This is a genomic window from Streptomyces tubbatahanensis (assembly GCF_022699385.1).
GTDB classification, from domain to species: domain Bacteria; phylum Actinomycetota; class Actinomycetes; order Streptomycetales; family Streptomycetaceae; genus Streptomyces; species Streptomyces diacarni.
The window spans coordinates 7,397,409-7,413,051 of the sequence record NZ_CP093846.1; the positions used below are offsets into that span (position 1 = coordinate 7,397,409).

Annotated in this window: 14 protein-coding genes; 12 read left to right on the top strand and 2 right to left on the bottom strand. The window is 72.7% G+C overall.

From position 1 onward, the window contains the following. Positions 1 to 40: 40 nt before the first annotated feature. The 12 genes from MMF93_RS31725 (at position 41) to hsaA (ending at position 13,864) form a co-directional block, all read left to right on the top strand. On the top strand, positions 41 to 1,276 hold the full coding sequence (locus MMF93_RS31725; RefSeq protein ID WP_242756616.1) for an NADH:flavin oxidoreductase: 1,236 nt from the start codon (positions 41 to 43) through the stop codon (positions 1,274 to 1,276). 11 nt (positions 1,277 to 1,287) lie between these two features. Then, a complete protein-coding gene (casI, locus tag MMF93_RS31730; protein ID WP_242756618.1) occupies positions 1,288 to 2,955 on the top strand; it encodes a steroid-22-oyl-CoA synthetase in 1,668 nt (555 codons plus the stop codon). Positions 2,956 to 3,059: 104 nt separating this feature from the next. Next, positions 3,060 to 4,226 carry an acyl-CoA dehydrogenase family protein gene (locus MMF93_RS31735; protein WP_242756620.1) on the top strand — a complete coding sequence of 389 codons (1,167 nt, stop codon included), beginning with the start codon at positions 3,060 to 3,062 and terminating at the stop codon, positions 4,224 to 4,226. Continuing rightward, positions 4,223 to 5,308 carry a bifunctional MaoC family dehydratase N-terminal/OB-fold nucleic acid binding domain-containing protein gene (locus tag MMF93_RS31740; RefSeq protein WP_242756621.1) on the top strand — a complete coding sequence of 362 codons (1,086 nt, stop codon included), beginning with the start codon at positions 4,223 to 4,225 and terminating at the stop codon, positions 5,306 to 5,308. The genes MMF93_RS31735 and MMF93_RS31740 overlap by 4 nt, the downstream gene beginning before the upstream one ends. Continuing rightward, positions 5,309 to 6,418, top strand: a complete 1,110-nt coding sequence (locus tag MMF93_RS31745; RefSeq protein ID WP_242756622.1) for an acyl-CoA dehydrogenase family protein — start codon at positions 5,309 to 5,311, stop codon at positions 6,416 to 6,418. After that, on the top strand, positions 6,415 to 6,873 hold the full coding sequence (locus MMF93_RS31750) for a MaoC family dehydratase (protein ID WP_242756623.1): 459 nt from the start codon (positions 6,415 to 6,417) through the stop codon (positions 6,871 to 6,873). The genes MMF93_RS31745 and MMF93_RS31750 overlap by 4 nt, the downstream gene beginning before the upstream one ends. A gap of 79 nt (positions 6,874 to 6,952) precedes the next feature. Beyond that, positions 6,953 to 8,134: a lipid-transfer protein gene (locus MMF93_RS31755; protein ID WP_242756624.1), complete on the top strand. Its 1,182-nt coding sequence runs from the start codon at positions 6,953 to 6,955 to the stop codon at positions 8,132 to 8,134. After that, positions 8,131 to 8,943, top strand: a complete 813-nt coding sequence (locus MMF93_RS31760) for a MaoC/PaaZ C-terminal domain-containing protein (RefSeq protein WP_242756625.1) — start codon at positions 8,131 to 8,133, stop codon at positions 8,941 to 8,943. The genes MMF93_RS31755 and MMF93_RS31760 overlap by 4 nt, the downstream gene beginning before the upstream one ends. A 125-nt stretch (positions 8,944 to 9,068) precedes the next feature. Further along, a complete protein-coding gene (locus MMF93_RS31765) occupies positions 9,069 to 10,001 on the top strand; it encodes a 3-oxoacyl-ACP reductase (RefSeq protein ID WP_242756626.1) in 933 nt (310 codons plus the stop codon). Positions 10,002 to 10,189: 188 nt separating this feature from the next. Next, the gene (locus MMF93_RS31770; RefSeq protein ID WP_242756627.1) at positions 10,190 to 10,984 is read left to right on the top strand and encodes an SDR family NAD(P)-dependent oxidoreductase; all 795 of its coding nucleotides are present in this window, start codon (positions 10,190 to 10,192) and stop codon (positions 10,982 to 10,984) included. A gap of 4 nt (positions 10,985 to 10,988) precedes the next feature. Next, positions 10,989 to 12,608 (top strand): FadD3 family acyl-CoA ligase, encoded by a 1,620-nt coding sequence (locus MMF93_RS31775; protein ID WP_242756628.1) that lies wholly within the window; start codon positions 10,989 to 10,991, stop codon positions 12,606 to 12,608. Between the two features lie 89 nt (positions 12,609 to 12,697). Then, positions 12,698 to 13,864, top strand: coding sequence for a 3-hydroxy-9,10-secoandrosta-1,3,5(10)-triene-9,17-dione monooxygenase oxygenase subunit (hsaA, locus tag MMF93_RS31780; RefSeq protein WP_242756629.1), 1,167 nt, complete (start codon positions 12,698 to 12,700; stop codon positions 13,862 to 13,864). Between the two features lie 63 nt (positions 13,865 to 13,927). On the opposite strand, the gene MMF93_RS31785 is transcribed toward hsaA, so the two are convergent. Together MMF93_RS31785 and MMF93_RS31790 are read right to left on the bottom strand one after the other, a co-directional pair. Then, positions 13,928 to 14,713 (bottom strand): SDR family oxidoreductase, encoded by a 786-nt coding sequence (locus tag MMF93_RS31785; protein WP_242756630.1) that lies wholly within the window; start codon positions 14,711 to 14,713, stop codon positions 13,928 to 13,930. A gap of 157 nt (positions 14,714 to 14,870) precedes the next feature. Continuing rightward, the gene (locus MMF93_RS31790) at positions 14,871 to 15,485 is read right to left on the bottom strand and encodes a TetR/AcrR family transcriptional regulator (protein ID WP_242756631.1); all 615 of its coding nucleotides are present in this window, start codon (positions 15,483 to 15,485) and stop codon (positions 14,871 to 14,873) included. Between the last annotated feature and the right edge of the window lie 158 nt (positions 15,486 to 15,643).

The following is a 15,643-nucleotide window of genomic DNA, read 5'->3' on the forward strand; positions in this document are numbered from 1 at the left end:
CGGATCGCCACCAGGACCGGTGGGCGAACGGAGGTTTCCCTTGAACCAGACAGCGCACCAGGCGCCCGGGAATCCGGACGTACTGGCTCCCGCGCAGCTCGGCCCCGTCTCGCTGCGCAACCGCACGATCAAGGCGGCCACCTACGAGGGTCTGAGCCGCGAAGGACTGGTCACCCAGGAGCTGATCGACTTCCACGTGAGGCACGCGGCCGGCGGGGTCGGCATGACCACCGTCGCCTACTGCGCGGTGGCCCCCGAGGGCAGAACCGGCGCGCACCAGATCCTGTGGCGGCCCGCGGCCCTCCCTGGGCTGCGCAAGCTGACCGAGGCCGTCCACGCCGAAGGCGCCGCCGTCTGTGCGCAGATCGGCCACGCCGGTCCCGTGGCCAACCCGAAGTCCAACGGCGCCCCCGCCCTCTCGCCCAGCCGGCACTTCCACAAGACGACGCTCAGCTTCGCCAGGGAGGCCACCCGCGGCGACCTGAAGCGCATCGTGCGCAACCACGCGGAGGCCGCCACCATGGCCGTCGAGGCCGGGTTCGACGCCGTGGAGATTCACCTGGGCCACAACTACCTGGCCAGCTCGTTCCTGAGCCCGCGCGTCAACCACCGCAAGGACGAGTACGGGGGCAGCCTGGACAACCGCGCCCGCTTCCCCCGCGAGATCGCCCGCGCGGTGCGCGCCGCCGTCGGCAAGCGGATCGCCGTCATCGCCAAGCTGAACATGGACGACGGCGTGCCCGGCGGCTTCTGGCTGGACGAGGCGATACCCGTCGCCCGCAGGCTGGAGAGCGACGGCTCGCTGGACGCCGTGGAGCTGACCGTCGGCAGCTCCCTGCTCAACCCCATGTACCTGTTCAGGGGAGACGCGCCGCTGCGCGAGTTCGCCCAGGTCATGCCCCAGCCCGTCAAGACGGGCGTCAAACTCGTCGGCAACCGGGTGCTGCACAGCTACCCCTACGAGGACGCCTACCTGCTGGAGCAGGCCCGGCAGGTGCGCGCCGCCGTCGAGATGCCGCTGATCCTGCTCGGCGGCATCATTAACCGGCAGACCATGGACCTGGCCATGCGCGAGGGCTTCCAGTTCGTCGCCATGGGGCGCGCGCTGCTGCGCGAACCCGACCTGGTCAACCGCATCGAGGCCGACGCCGCGACACCGTCGCTGTGCATCCACTGCAACAAGTGCATGGTCTCCTTCCACGGCGGTATCCGCTGCGTCCTGGTGGACGACTCCGGCGACCGTGCCGCGGGCGGCGCGACCCCGATCACCGGGTGAGGGGGCGGACAGTGCCACACGAGACCATCGCCGACCTTCTCCTGGCCCGCGTCGGCGACCGCCGTCCTGGACTGCTGACCCGCGAGCGGAACTTCACCTGGGACGAGGTCGTCACCCAGAGCGCGGCACGCGCCGCGCTGGCCAGGTCGCTGCGCACCGAGGGGCCCTTCCACATCGGGGTCCTGCTGGAGAACGTGCCCGAGTACGTCTTCTGGCTCGGTGGCGCCGCCCTCAGCGGCGCGACCGTCGTCGGAATCAACCCGACCAGGCGCGGCGCCTACCTGGAGCAGGAGGTGCGGCACACCGACTGCCACCTCCTGGTCACCGACCGGGCCGGACTCCGACTCCTCGACGGGCTGGACATCGGCGTGGCCCCCGACCGGTTCCTGGTCGTGGACGAACCGGACTACACCGCCCGGCTGGCCGCCCACGCGCGGGCACCCGAGGGTGTGCCCGCCCGCGATCCGGCCGTCACGCCCGACACCAGAATGCTGCTGCTGTTCACCTCGGGCACGACCGGCGCCTCCAAGGCGGCGATCTGCTCGCAGGGCAGGCTGGCCGCGCTCGGGCACGCCAACGCGGCCAAGTACCACGTCGGACGGGACGACGTGTGCTACTGCCCGATGCCGCTGTTCCACGGCAACGCGCTGATGGCCCTGTGGGCACCCGCACTGGCCGCGGGCGCCACCCTCGCCCTCGTACCGAAGTTCTCGGCCTCGGGTTTCCTCGCGGACGTGCGGTTCTTCGGCGCCACGTTCTTCACCTACGTGGGCAAGGCGATCGCCTACGTCCTCGCGCAGCCCGAGCAGGAGACCGACGGCGACAACCCGTTGACGCACGCCTTCGGCACCGAAGCCTCGCCCGAGGACAGGGCGGCGTTCCTGCGCCGCTTCGGCTGCCGGCTCATCGAGGGCTACGGCTCCAGCGAGGGCGGCGGCCTGCTCAAACGGGCGTCCGGCGGCCCGGCGGGCACGCTCGGTGTGCCCGCGCGCGCGAGCGTGCGGATCGTCCACCCCACCACGCGCGAGACGTGCCCGCCCGCCCGGCTGGACGAGCACGGCCGGGTGACGAACCCGGAGGCGGCCATCGGGGAGATCGTCGACACCGAGGGCGCCGCCCGCTTCGAGGGCTACTACAACAACGACGCGGCGAACGCCGAGCGCGTGCGCCACGGCTGGTACTGGACCGGCGACCTCGGCTACGTCGACGAGTGGGGCTACTTCTACTTCGCCGGCCGCTCGGGCGACTGGATCCGCGTCGACGGGGAGAACACCTCCGCGCTGCTGACCGAACGCGTCCTGCGCAGGCATCCCCTCATCGTCACCGCCGGGGTCTTCGGGGTTCCCGACCCGCGCTCGGGCGACCAGGTCATGGCCGCCGTCGAGATCCCCGAGGGGACGCGCTTCGAGGACCTGCGGCTGCCGGACTTCCTGGCCGCCCAGGAGGATCTCGGCCCCAAGGGCGTGCCCCGCTTCGTCCGTGTCTCCCACGCGCTGCCCGCCACCGGATCGGGCAAGCTGCGCAAGAAGGAGATGCAGCTCGAAGGCTGGCGCACCGAGGACGCGGTCCACCGCTGGGCGGGCCGCGGCCGGCCCGACTACGCGCCGATGAGCGAGGAGGACAAGGCCGCGCTGCGCGAGGAGTTCCTGGCAGGCGGACGAGGGCGCTTCCTGGGGTGACCCCACCCGGTGCCGACGGGCCGGCGGGCCGGCGGCCCGGAAGCCCCTGGCAACAGGCACGGCCGCGCCCGGCGGCGACCACACGTGGAGAACGGGAGAACCACATGCGACTGCGCGAGACCGCCGCGCAAGGTGAGCTGCGGCGCGAACTGCGCGCCTACTTCGCGGGCCTGCTGCCCGAGGACGAGCGCCGCCGGGCCGGCGAGGAGGGCGTCGGCGGCCCACGCTTCCGCGAGATCGTGGGGCGGCTCGGTGCCGACGGCTGGCTCGGCATCGGCTGGCCACGAGAGTACGGCGGCCAGGGCCGCCCGGTGGCGGACCAGTACGTCTTCTTCGACGAGGTGCAGCGCGCGGGACTGCCGTTCCCCTTCGTCACCGTGAACACCGTCGGGCCGACCCTCATGGAGCACGGGACGCGGGAGCAGAAGCAGCGCTTCCTGCCCGGCATCCTCTCCGGCGACCTCGTCTTCGCGATCGGCTACACCGAGCCCGCCGCCGGCACGGACCTGGCCTCCCTGACCACCCGCGCGGTGCGGGACGGCGACGCCTTCGTCGTCGACGGCAGCAAGATCTTCACCAGCGGCGCCAACACGGCCGACTACATCTGGCTGGCGGCCCGCACCGATCCGCACGCGCCCAGACACCGGGGTATCTCCGTGCTCACCGTTCCCACCGAAGCACCGGGCTTCTCCTGGAGCCCCATCAAGACCGTCGGCGGCATGGTCGTGACCGCCACCTACTACAGCGGCGTCCGGGTCCCGGCCCGTGACGTGGTGGGCGAGGTCGACGGCGGCTGGCGGCTGATGACGGCGCAGCTCAACCACGAGCGCGTCGGCCTCGCGGCGCTGGGCGGGCGGATGATCCAGCTGTGGGAGCAGGTACGGGCCTGGGCCGAGGCCTGCGGAGTCCTCGAACACGCCTGGGTCCGCAGGGAGTTCGCGCACTCCTACGCCCGGCTCGAGGCCATGCGGCTGATGAACTGGAAGATGACCGACGCCGTCGCCCACAACTCGCTGACCGGCGCCGACGCCGGCGCGACCAAGACGTACGGCACCGAGACACACATCGCCGTGCAGCGGAGCCTGAGCCAGATCCTGGGCGCCGCCGGCAGGATCAGGCCCGGGTCGCCGGGCGCTGTGCTGGCGGGCCAGGTCGAGCAGCTCTCCCGGCAGGGCATCGTCAACACCTTCGGCGGCGGCGTCAACGAAGTCCTCCGCGACATGGTGGCCACCCAGGGCCTGGGCCTGCCCCGAGCGGGGCGTGACCGGTGAGCGGGACGAGCCGATCCGCGGACGCGGCGAGCAGCACCACGAACGGCGCGTGCCGGGCCGCGGACGCGGCGAGCAGCCCGGTCAGCGAGGCCTACGAGGAGCGCCTGCGGGCCTTCGTCGGGCGCGAGGTGACGGGCCCCACCCCGGGCCAGGACCCGGTCAACCAGCCGATGATCCGCCACTGGGCCGAGGCGATGGGTGACCGCAATCCGGTCTACACCGACGAGCGGGCGGCCCGCGCCACGGGACGGCCTGGGGTGGTCGCGCCGGCCTCGATGGTGCAGGCGTGGACGATGCGCGGCTACGCGGCCACGGTCTCACCGGCCGCGCGGGACACCGCCCCTGGCGGGTTCGCGGACCTGGTCGCGCTGCTGGACGAGGGCGGTTACACCTCGGTGGTCGCGACCGACTCCGAGTTGGAGTTCCGGCGCGAGCTGGTGCCAGGAGACCACATCGCCATCCAGGAGACCGTGGAGTCCATCTCCCCGGAGAAGAAGACCGCGCTCGGCGCTGGACGCTTCGTCACCACCGTGAAGACCTACCGCGACCAAGCGGGAGGTCTCGTCGCCACCCAACGCTGGCGCACCCTGCGGTTCCGCCCGCGGGAGGCCGGGCGGACGGGCGCGGAGCGCAGCACGGGGGGATCGGCCGCTCAGCCCGGCGCCGAGCCCCCGGCGCGGCGCCCCCGCCCGGCGGTCAACCGGGACAACGCCTTCTGGTTCGAGGCGGCGAAGGAACACCGGCTGGTGATCCAGCGCTGCGCCTCCTGCGGCGCGCTCCGGCACCCGCCAGGGCCCTGCTGCCCGGAGTGCGCCTCGCTCCGATGGGACACCGTCGAGTCCTGCGGACGCGGACACCTCTACAGCTACGTGGTCAACCACCATCCCCGGCACCCGGCCTTCACCTACCCCCTTCTCGTCGCGGTCGTCGAACTCGCCGAGGGCACCAGGCTGATCGCCAACCTGGACGGCGTCGCACCCGAGGAGGCGCGCATCGGGATGCCCCTCGTCCTCGACTGGCTCGACGCCGACCCCGACCTGTCGCTGCCGGTGTTCCGGCCCGCCGCTACGGAGGAGAGCTGAATGGATTTCTCCCTGGGAGAAGAGCTCGAAGCAGTACGGGAACTGGCGCGGGAGATCTTCACCGACCGCGCAGGCGCGGAGAGGCTGCGGGCGGTCGAGACGTCCGCGACCCGCGTCGACCAGCAGCTCTGGGACGACCTGGCGGCGGCCGGCCTGATCGGCGCGGTACTGCCCGAGGAGGCGGGTGGCGCGGGTCTCGGCCCCGCCGGGCTCTGCCTGCTGCTGGAGGAACAGGGGCGGTGCGTGGCGCCCGTCCCGCTGTGGTCCGCGCTCGTCGCCGCCATGGCGGTGTCCGCACACGGTTCGGCGCGGCAGCGTGCGACGCTGCTGCCCTCAGCCGTGGACGGCAGCGCCCGTATCGTGCCGGCCCTGGAGGAGTTCGGACCGGCCGAGCCCGGCGCGCCGCTGACCACGGCCACCCACGGTGCGGACGGCTGGCGGATCAGCGGCACCAAGGCCGCCGTGCCCTCACCGGGCGGCGCCGGGCATGTGCTGCTCGCGGCCGCCACCGGCGCGGGGCCCTGCCTCTTCCTGGTCGCGGCCGACGCGGCCGGCCTCACGTGGGAGGAGGCCGAGACCACCAGTCACGACCTCAGCGCCCACCTCCGTCTCGACGGTGTCGCCGCCGAAGCGGTGGGCGACCCGGGCAGCGCAGCGGTGCCCTGGACCCTCGACCTCGCGAGTGTCGCCCTCGCCGCCGTACAACTCGGCGTGGCGCAAGGCGCGCTGCGGTACGCGGCCGGCCACCTCGCCCAGCGTGAGCAGTTCGGGCGCCCGCTGGCCACCTTCCAGGCCGTCCGGCACCAGTTGGCCGACTGCTACATCGACATCGAGGCGATGCGGATGACGCTCTGGCAGGCGGTGACCGCGCTGGAGGACGGCGAAGGGGCGACGCGGGCCGCGCTGGTCGCCAAGTGGTGGGCCACCGAGGGCGGGGCGAACGTCGTCCACCGCGTCCAGCACGTGCACGGCGGCATCGGGGTGGACATCGACTACCCGGTGCACCGCCACTTCCTGTGGGGCAGACAGCTGGCGACGACCCTGGGCGGCGCGGGCGCCGACCTCTTCCGGCTCGGTGAGGAGCTGGCACACGGGGGAGCGGCCTCGTGACGGCGCACGGCACCAGGACGTACGAGCAGGTGCGTGTCGGCGAGGTGCTTCCCGGCCTGTCGATTCCGGTGACCCGCACGCTCATCGTCGCCACGGCACTGGCGAGCCGGGACTACCAGGACGTCCACCACGATCCTGACCTGGCACGGGAGCGCGGCTCCCGCGACATCTTCATGAACATCCTCACCAGCAACGGACTCGTCGACAGGTACGTGACCGAGTGGGCGGGCCCTGCCGCCGTCGTCGAGGCCATCCGGGTCCGTCTCGGCGTCCCCAACCACCCCGGCGACACGATGGTGCTGACCGGAGCGGTGACGGCCAAGACGGACGAGGGCCGCCGGGTCGAGATCGCCGTGCGGGGCACGAACGGCCTCGGTGCCCACGTCACCGGAACCGTCGCCGTCCGCCTGCCGAGCACGCCAGGCGCGTCGCCGGACACGGCGGTCGCCTCGTGACCGCGGCACGCGCGTCGGCAAGACAGCACCAGCCGCCACACGAGAAGAGCACGCGCACCATGAGGGGAGCAGTCGGGTCATGAGGGCAGGCACGCTTCGCGGGGCCGCGGCCATCGCGGGGATCGGGGCCACCGAGTTCTCCAAGGACTCGGGGCGCAGCGAGCTCCAACTCGCCTGCGAGGCCGTACTGGCGGCCCTCGCCGACGCCGGGCTGCGGCCCGCCGACGTCGACGGCCTCGTCACCTTCACCGCGGAGACCAACTCCGAGATCCACGTGGCCCGCAACACCGGCATGGGGGAGGTGAGCTTCTTCTCCCGCGTCGGCTACGGCGGCGGCGCAGGCTGCGGCACCGTCCAGCAGGCGGCGATGGCCGTCGCCACCGGTGCGGCCGAGGTCGTCGTCTGCTACCGGGCCTTCAACGAGCGCTCCGGCGAACGGTACGGGCTCGGGCAGGCCGACCGGCCGATGGACACCAGTGCCGACCGCGCCGCGTACGCCTGGATGACCCCGTTCGGTCTCAACACCCCCGCCCAGTGGGTCGCGCTGTTCGCCCGCCGCTACATGCACGAGTACGGCGCCGACGGCGACGACTTCGGCAGGGTCGCCGTGGTGGACCGCAAGCACGCCGCCGCCAACCCTGCCGCCTGGTTCTATCAGCGCCCCATCACGCTGGAGGACCACCGCAGCTCACGCTGGATCGCCGAACCGCTGCGCCTGCTGGACTGCTGCCAGGAGACCGACGGCGGTCAGGCGCTGGTGGTCGTCTCGGCCGAGCGCGCCCGCGACCTGCCGCATCCGCCCGCCCTGATCCAGGGCGCCGCGCAAGGGCTCGGCCCTGACCAGCACATGATGACCAGCTACTACCGGCCGAGCATCAGCGGCATTCCGGAGATGGGCCTGGTGGCGCGGCAGCTGTACGCGCAAAGCGGCCTCGGCCCCCTGGACGTCGACGCCGCGATCCTCTACGACCACTTCACTCCGCTGGTACTGCCGCAGCTGGAGGAGCTCGGTTTCTGCGCGAGGGGCGAGGCCAAGGACTTCGTCGCGGACGGCCATCTGGAGGTCGGAGGCCGGCTGCCGGCGAACACCCATGGCGGACAGCTCGGCGAGGCCTATCTGCACGGGATGAACGGCATCGCCGAAGGCGTCAGGCTGGTGCGCGGTACCTCGGTGAACCAGCCCGAGGGGGTCGGCCACGTCCTGGTGACCGCCGGCACGGGGGTGCCGACCAGCGGTCTCGTCCTGGGTGGCGAGCGGTGACCGCGTCCCCGTGGCGCGGCTACGAGCTGGGCTCGCGTACCGTCTCCTACACCGAACGCGACGCGATTCTCTACGCGCTCGCGGTCGGCGCCCACCCGAGCGACCTCGACCTGGTGTACGAGGAGCGGCTGCGGGTGCTTCCGACGTTCGCACTGACACTCGCGCAGTGGGCCCCCGACGCGCTCGGCTCGCTGGGCGCCTTCGACGTCACGACGGCCGTCCACGGCGCGCAGCGGCTGACCGTACGGGCGCCGCTGGCGAGGGCCGGTGAGGTGGTGATGGGCGCGCGCGTCACCGAGGTGTGGGACAAGGGCTCGGCCGCCGTCTTCGAGATCGAGGTGGTCAGTGACCGCTTCGTGGCGGCGTGGTCGCTGTTCGCACCCGGGTGCGGTGGTTTCGGCGGCGCGCGGGGGCCCGCCGCGCCGCCGCGGCCCGGTGAGGCAGGGCAGCCCGCCGACCGCCGGCTGACCGTGGCGACCCACCCAGGACAGGCCGCGCTCTACCGGCTGCTGGGCGACCGCCACCCCATGCACGTCGATCCCGAGGCGGCCAAGGCCGCGGGGGTGGCCCGGCCGTTCCTGCACGGGCTGTGCACGATGGCGGCGCTCACCCTTCCGGTGGCCGGGGCGCTGGGAGCGCACCCGGCCGATCTGCTGGAGCTCCAGGGGCGGTTCGCCGCCCCGGCCTTCCCCGGCGACCGCCTGGTGGCGCACTGCTGGAGCGACGGTGAGAAGGGTGTGCGGTTCGAGGCGTCGGGGCCCGAGCGGACGGTGATCTCCGGCGGCCGTGCGCGGTTCGGGCACGGGTAAGGGGGACGCCTGCGAGAGAGTGCTCCGCCGTTCCACCACTGAGCGAGACACCCGCACAACAGAAACAGAATTCATACTAGTTTCGCGCTCGCTGTGTCCACCACGCACGACACGAAAGAGGACAGATGAGCACGGAGATCAACCTGGCGGACCGCACCGCCGTCGTCACCGGCGCGGGCGCGGGTCTGGGCAGGAGCGAGGCGCTCGCTCTGGCGGCGCACGGCGCCAGGGTCGTGGTCAACGACGTGGGTGCCGGCGCGGAGGAAGTCGTGCGGGAGATCAAGGACCTCGGCTCCGACGCGGTCGCCGTGAGCGGGGACATCGGTGACTGGTCCATGGGAGACCGCCTCGTGGGGACGGCCGTGGAGCGCTTCGGCAGCCTCGACATCGTCGTCAACAACGCCGGTGTGCTGCGCGACAAGATGGTCTTCAACCTCAGCGAGTCCGACTGGGACGACGTCATCCGCGTCCACCTCAAGGGCCACGCCGCCCTCTCCCGCGCGGCCGCGGCCCACTGGCGGGCGGCGGGCAAAGCCGCCGGCGGACCCGTCTACGGACGTGTCGTCAACACCTCCTCCGAGGCCTTCCTCTTCGGCGCGCCAGGCCAGCCGAACTACTCGGCGGCCAAGGCCGGCATCACGGCACTCACCCTGGCGACCGCACAGGGCCTCGCCCGCTACGGCGTGCGCGCCAACGCCATCTGCCCGCGCGCCCGTACGTCGATGACCGCCGACGCGTTCGGCGTCGGGGAGGCCGCGGGCGGACTCGACATCATGGCCCCCGAGCGCGTCGCCGCGTTCGTCAGCTACCTGGCCTCGCCCGCCTCGGAGGGCATCAACGGGCAAGTGTTCGTCGTCTACGGCGACATGGTGGCGCTGCTGGCTCCGCCCACCGTGGAACGCAAGTTCACCGCGGCGGACGGCGTCTTCACACCGGAGGAGTTCGACTCCCAGCTGACGCCGTACTTCACCGGCCGCGACCCGTACCGGAACTTCGCCGCCTACAGCATCTCCGAACTCGACACCACCGGCACGCAGCAGCCGCCCGCACCACGGTGACCCGCGCGGTACGCACCGGCGTACCGCTCACCGGGACGCACCGCCCGGGACGCGCGGCCCGCACGGTCTGGTGAGGGGGAGCACCCAGCGCCGCCGCCCGGCCCTCTCTCCACGGCCTGCGCCTGTCTCCCCCGGACCGGCCCCGCGCGTGCCCCAGGAGCCCACGCACCACCACAGGAAGGAAGCGGATGATCGACAAGGACGTGTACGGACCGTGGGCGGTCGTCGCCGGCGGCTCCGAGGGCGTGGGGGCCGCCTTCGCCCACCGGCTCGCCGAGGCCGGCATCAACCTCGTGCTCATCGCCCGCAAGCCGGAACCTCTGGAGCGTACGGCCGACGAGGCGCGCGCACGCGGCGTCGAGGTCCGCACCCTCCAGCTCGACCTCCTGGCAAAGACCGCGCCTGCCGCGCTCCGCGAGGTGACCGACGACCTCGACGTCGGGCTCCTGATCTTCAACGCGGGGGCGAACAGCTACGGCCACGAGTTCGTCACCGGCGACCTCGAACGCTTCCAGGGCGTGCTCGGCCTCAACATCACCTCCCAGCTCGCCCTCACCCACCACTTCGGCGCACGCATGAGGGAGCGCGGCCGCGGCGGCATCATGCTGGTCGGCTCCCTGGCCGGCTACCTGGGCCAGGGGCAGGTCAGCGTCTACTCCGCCGCCAAGGCCTTCAGCCGGGTCTTCTCCGAGGGACTGTGGCTGGAGCTGCGGCCGTTCGGCGTCCACGTCCTCGAACTCGTCCTCGGGGTGACTCGCACCCCGGCGATGGAGCGCGCAGGTCTGCGCATGGATCTGCCGGGACTCGACGTGGCCGAACCCGACGACGTGGCCAGGGAGGGGCTGGAGCATCTGGCGGACGGGCCCGTGTGGGTCGCGGGCGGAAACGGGGCGAGGGCCGAACAGCGCAACGCCTTCCACGACCGTGCCGGACTGGTCCTCGGCGCCCAGGAGGCGTCCCGGCGTCTCCTGCCCGCGGAGTGACGGCATGCCCGAGAGCGCTCCGACCACCCTCCCCGGCGTCCTCGCCGCAGCGGCGCGCACCTTTCCGCAGGTGGAGGCCGTGGTCGACGGCCGAGTGCGTCTGACCTACCGGCACCTGTACGACGAGGCGCTGGCCGTCACCAGAGCGCTGATGGCCCTGGGCGTCGAACGCGGGGACCACGTCGCCCTCTGGGCGCCCAACAGCGTCCGCTGGATCACCGCGGCACTCGGCGTGGCGGGCGCGGGCGCGGTGCTGGTCCCCGTCAACACCCGCTACAAGGGCGACGAGGCCCGGTGGGTGCTGCGGCGGAGCAGCGCGCGGCTGCTGCTGGTCGAGGACGGCTTCCTCGGCAACGGCTACCTCTCCATGGCCGGCATCGAGGCAGGCACCGACACGGGCCCCGGAGCCGACAGCGCACGGCCCGCACCCGAACTGCCCGCCCTGCGGCACGCGGTCACCCTCGACCACGGGGGTGAGGAGCGGGCAGGCGCGATGACGTGGGAGGCGTTCCTGCGCCACGGCGCCCTGACCCCCGAGCACGAGGCAGCCACCAGGGCGGCGGGCGTGCACCAGGACGACATCTCCGACGTGCTGTTCACCTCCGGCACCACCGGCAGGCCCAAGGGCGCGTGTACCACACACGGCCAGAACGTGCGGACCTACCGCGCCTGGTGCGAGCGGACCGGAGTGGACCGCGGCGACCGCTACCTGATCATCAACCCAATGTTCCACTGCTTCGGCTACAAGGCGGGCGTCCTCGCCTGCCTCCTGCGGGCGGCGACCATGGTCCTGCAACCGGTCTTCGAGGCGGCCCAGACGCTGCGCCTCGTCCAGGACGAGGCCGTGACCGTCCTGCCCGGGCCGCCCACACTCTACGTCTCCCTGCTGGAGGCGCCCGAGCGCGCCGCCTACGACCTCTCCTCGCTGCGCCTGGCGGTCACCGGCTCGGCCGCGGTGCCCGTCGCCCTGGTGAAACGGATCAGGGCCGAACTCTTCCCCGTCGTCCTGACCGCCTACGGGCTCACCGAGTCGTGCGGCACCGTCACCGCCTGCTCGGTGGAGGACGACGACCACGCTGTCGCCGGCACCGCGGGGCGCCCGCTCGACGGCGTGGACGTGGTCGTCGCCGACGCCGCGCGCCGCCCGGTGCCGCCCGGGGAGGACGGCGAGATCCTCGTGCGCGGCTACAACGTGATGCGCGGCTACCTCGACGACCCGCGGGCGAGTGCCGAGGCCGTCGACCGCGACGGGTGGCTGGCCACGGGAGACGTCGGGCACTTCGACGGGCACGGCAGGCTCGTGCTGACCGGGCGGTCGAAGGAGATGTTCGTCGTCGGCGGCTTCAACGTCTACCCGGCCGAGATCGAGGCGACCCTCACCCGGCACCCCGCCGTCTCGGAGGCCGCCGTGATCGGGGTGCCCGACCCCCGCCTCGGAGAGGTCGGCCGCGCCTATGTGCGGCTGCGCCCGGGTGCCGAGGCCACCGGGAAGGAACTCTCAGCCCACTGCCGCGAACGGCTCGCCAACTTCAAGGTCCCCCGCGAGGTCGTGCTCGTCGAGAGCTTCCCGCGCAACGCCGCAGGCAAGATCCGCAAGACGGAACTGGGCGGGGCGCACCGATGACCCGGGGCACCCAGGCGCACCGGACCGCACACACCGCAGGCTCGCGCACGCAGGAGAGTTCGCGCACGCACGAGAGGGAGGACGGCAGGGTGGGGAACACGGTTGTGGAGGCGGTGCGCGGCCTCGTCCCGGCCATCGCCGACCGGGCACAGGACACGGACACGGCAGGGCGGGTCCCCGACAAGACGGTGCGCGAACTGATCGACGCCGGTGTCTTCCGGATGCTCCAGCCCCGCCGCCACGGCGGTCTCGAAGCCGATCCTGTCGACTTCTACGCGGCGGTGCGCGCCGTCTCGGCCGCCTGCTGCTCCACCGGATGGCTCGCCTCCGTGCTCGGAGTGCACCCCTGGCACCTCGCCCTGTTCTCCGGGCAGGCCCAGGACGAGGTGTGGGGGAGCGACCCCGACACGCTGCTCTCCTCCGCCTACGCACCCGTGGGCCGCCTCACCCCGGCCGACGGCGGGTACGAGCTCACAGGACACTGGAGCTTCTCCTCGGGGTGCGAGTACGCACGGTGGGCGCTGCTCGGCGCCCTGGTGGTCGGTGACCAGGGCAGGCCCGTCGACTTCATGACGGTGCTCGTCCCGCGCACGGACTACCGGATCGAGCAGGTGTGGGACGTCGTCGGGCTGCGCGGCACGGCCAGCAACGACATCGTCGTGGACAAGGCGTTCGTCCCCGCCCACCGGGTGATACGCAACTACGAGCAGGCGCAGCTGTCAGGCCCGGGACAACAGGTCAACCCGGGTCCGCTGTACCGGATCCCCTTCGCCGCGGTGTTCACCACAGCGGTCACCGCCCCCGTCCTGGGTGCGGCGGCGGGCGGCTACGAGTCCTACCTCTCCGTCATGAACGAGCGCGTACGGCTCAGCCTCGGTGGCGGCCGGTTCGCCGAGGACCCCTACGCCCAGGTCGCCATCGCCCGCGCGGCCTCCGACATCGACGCCGCGATCCTCCAGACCGACCGCAACATCGCGGAGCTGCTCGCCCACGCGTCCGACGGGCGTGACCTCCCGATGGAGCTGCGGCTGCGCACACGCAGGGACCAGGTACGCGGCACCGAACGGGCCGTCGCGGCGATCGACCTGCTGTTCAAGACCGCGGGCGGGAACTCGCTGCGGCGCGGCAACCCGATCGAACGCGCCTGGCGCGACGCGCACGCAGGCAGCGTGCACGTCGCCAACGACACCGAGCGGGCCCTGGCCATGTACGGCCGAGGGGCCTTCGGGCTGACCGTCGAGGACAACCTGGTCTGAGCCGGGACCACCGCGGGAAACCCGGGCTGGGCCCCGACCGTCGCGGACGATCTGGGCGCAGCCTTACGAAGGCCCGGCCGACTCCGCCGCGAGGTACCTGGCGGGGAACTCGCCACCGCCGTGGACCGCCAGGTCCGCCCCGTTGACGTACGAGCCCCAGGCGCCGGCCAGGTACAGACAGGCGCCCGCGACATCCTCGGGGACGGCCATCCGCTCCATGGGGATCACCCGCGCCACACTCCGACCGCCGTCGTCGCCGTAGACCGAGGCGGCGGCCTCGGTGCGGATCAGGCCCGTCGTGATGTGGTTGACGCGGACCCGGGGAGCCCACTCCAGTGCCAGCGCGCGGGTCAGGCCGAGCAGCCCGGCCTTGGCCGCCGAGTACGCGGCCGTGCCCGGCTGCGGGTCATGCGCGGAGACGCTGCCGATGTTGACGATCGCGCCTCCGTCGCGCTGCGGCCGCATGACGCGGTGCGCCGCCTGGGCGACGTGGAAGGGAGCGAGCAGGTTCAGCGCGACGATCTTCTCCACGAACCGGGGCGAGACGCTCGCCGCGTCGGCGCTGGGGGAACCGCCCGCGTTGTTGACGAGGACGTCGAGGCGCCCGAACCTGTCGGCCGCGCTGTCGACCAGCGCGGCGGCGTCGGCCGGATCCCTAACGTCGGCGGGGACGAACACCGCGCTGCGCCCGTGCGCGGTCGGCGGCTCCTCCGGCGCGCCGCGCCCGCAGACCACCACGTCCGCGCCGGCGCTCAGGAACGTTTCGGCGATGGTGCGGCCGATACCCTTGGTGCCGCCGGTGACCACCACGGTACGTCCGGAGAAGTCCACCGGGTTGCTGAGATCCATCTCCCGCCCTTCCGCTCTTGTCCGCCGGGGTTTCCCTCGGTGCACGCGCGAACCTAATCCGAGGCGCCGCCCGGGGAGGCGGAACTCCCGGTGAACGGGAGCGGGGGACAGGCCCGCACGGATGGCGGTCGGCGCCGAGGAACCCGGCGCACGGCGGTCACTCCGGGGCGTTCGAGCGGGCGCCCAGCAGCACCTCGCACGCGAGCCGGATCTCGGTCTCCGTCTCGGACATCGACGAATGACCGTTGATGGCGGAGACCAGGAGCCCGTGCCAGCTCTTCATCAGCAGGCGGATGAGGCGGTTGTCCCGGTCGGTCGGCTCGCTCAGCCCGAGCAGGCCCAGCACCGTGTGGTGCACCTTCGCCTCGATGCCCGCGGCTTCGGTGACGGTGGCCGCGTGCGCGGCGAAGTTGCTCTGCATCATCGCCCCGGCCAGCCGCGGCGTGTGCAGCATGTGCCGGGTCGAGCGCAACAGCGTCTCCGCGACCGCGTCGACGGGGTCGGCTGCCGCGTCGATCCGCGGCGAACCCTCACTCATCCGCTCGACCTGGGACGCCATGATGGCGGTGAACAGATGCGTTTTGGAGGGGAAATAGCGGTACAGCGTGGCGATGGCGACGCCGGCCTCCTTGGCGACGTCGTGCATCTGCACGTGTTCGAGGCCGCGCTCGGCCCCGAGCCGGGCCGCCACGTTCAGGATGCGCTCGTGCCGGGCCTTCTGGCCGGGTGACTGGGGTTCCGCTGCCGGTCTGTCCTCGGCGATTCGGGGCACGGTTCCTCTTCCGGGCTCGTGATCGCGTCTTCCGGGACCTCATATTAATGGCGGCCCGGCGCCGGGGCCCGAAGGGATGGCGAGCGGTACCGCTCAGTGGGGCCCGCGGGGGCACCGGTGGGGAGTTGGCTGTTCTCTGGCGCCACAAGTCGGCGATT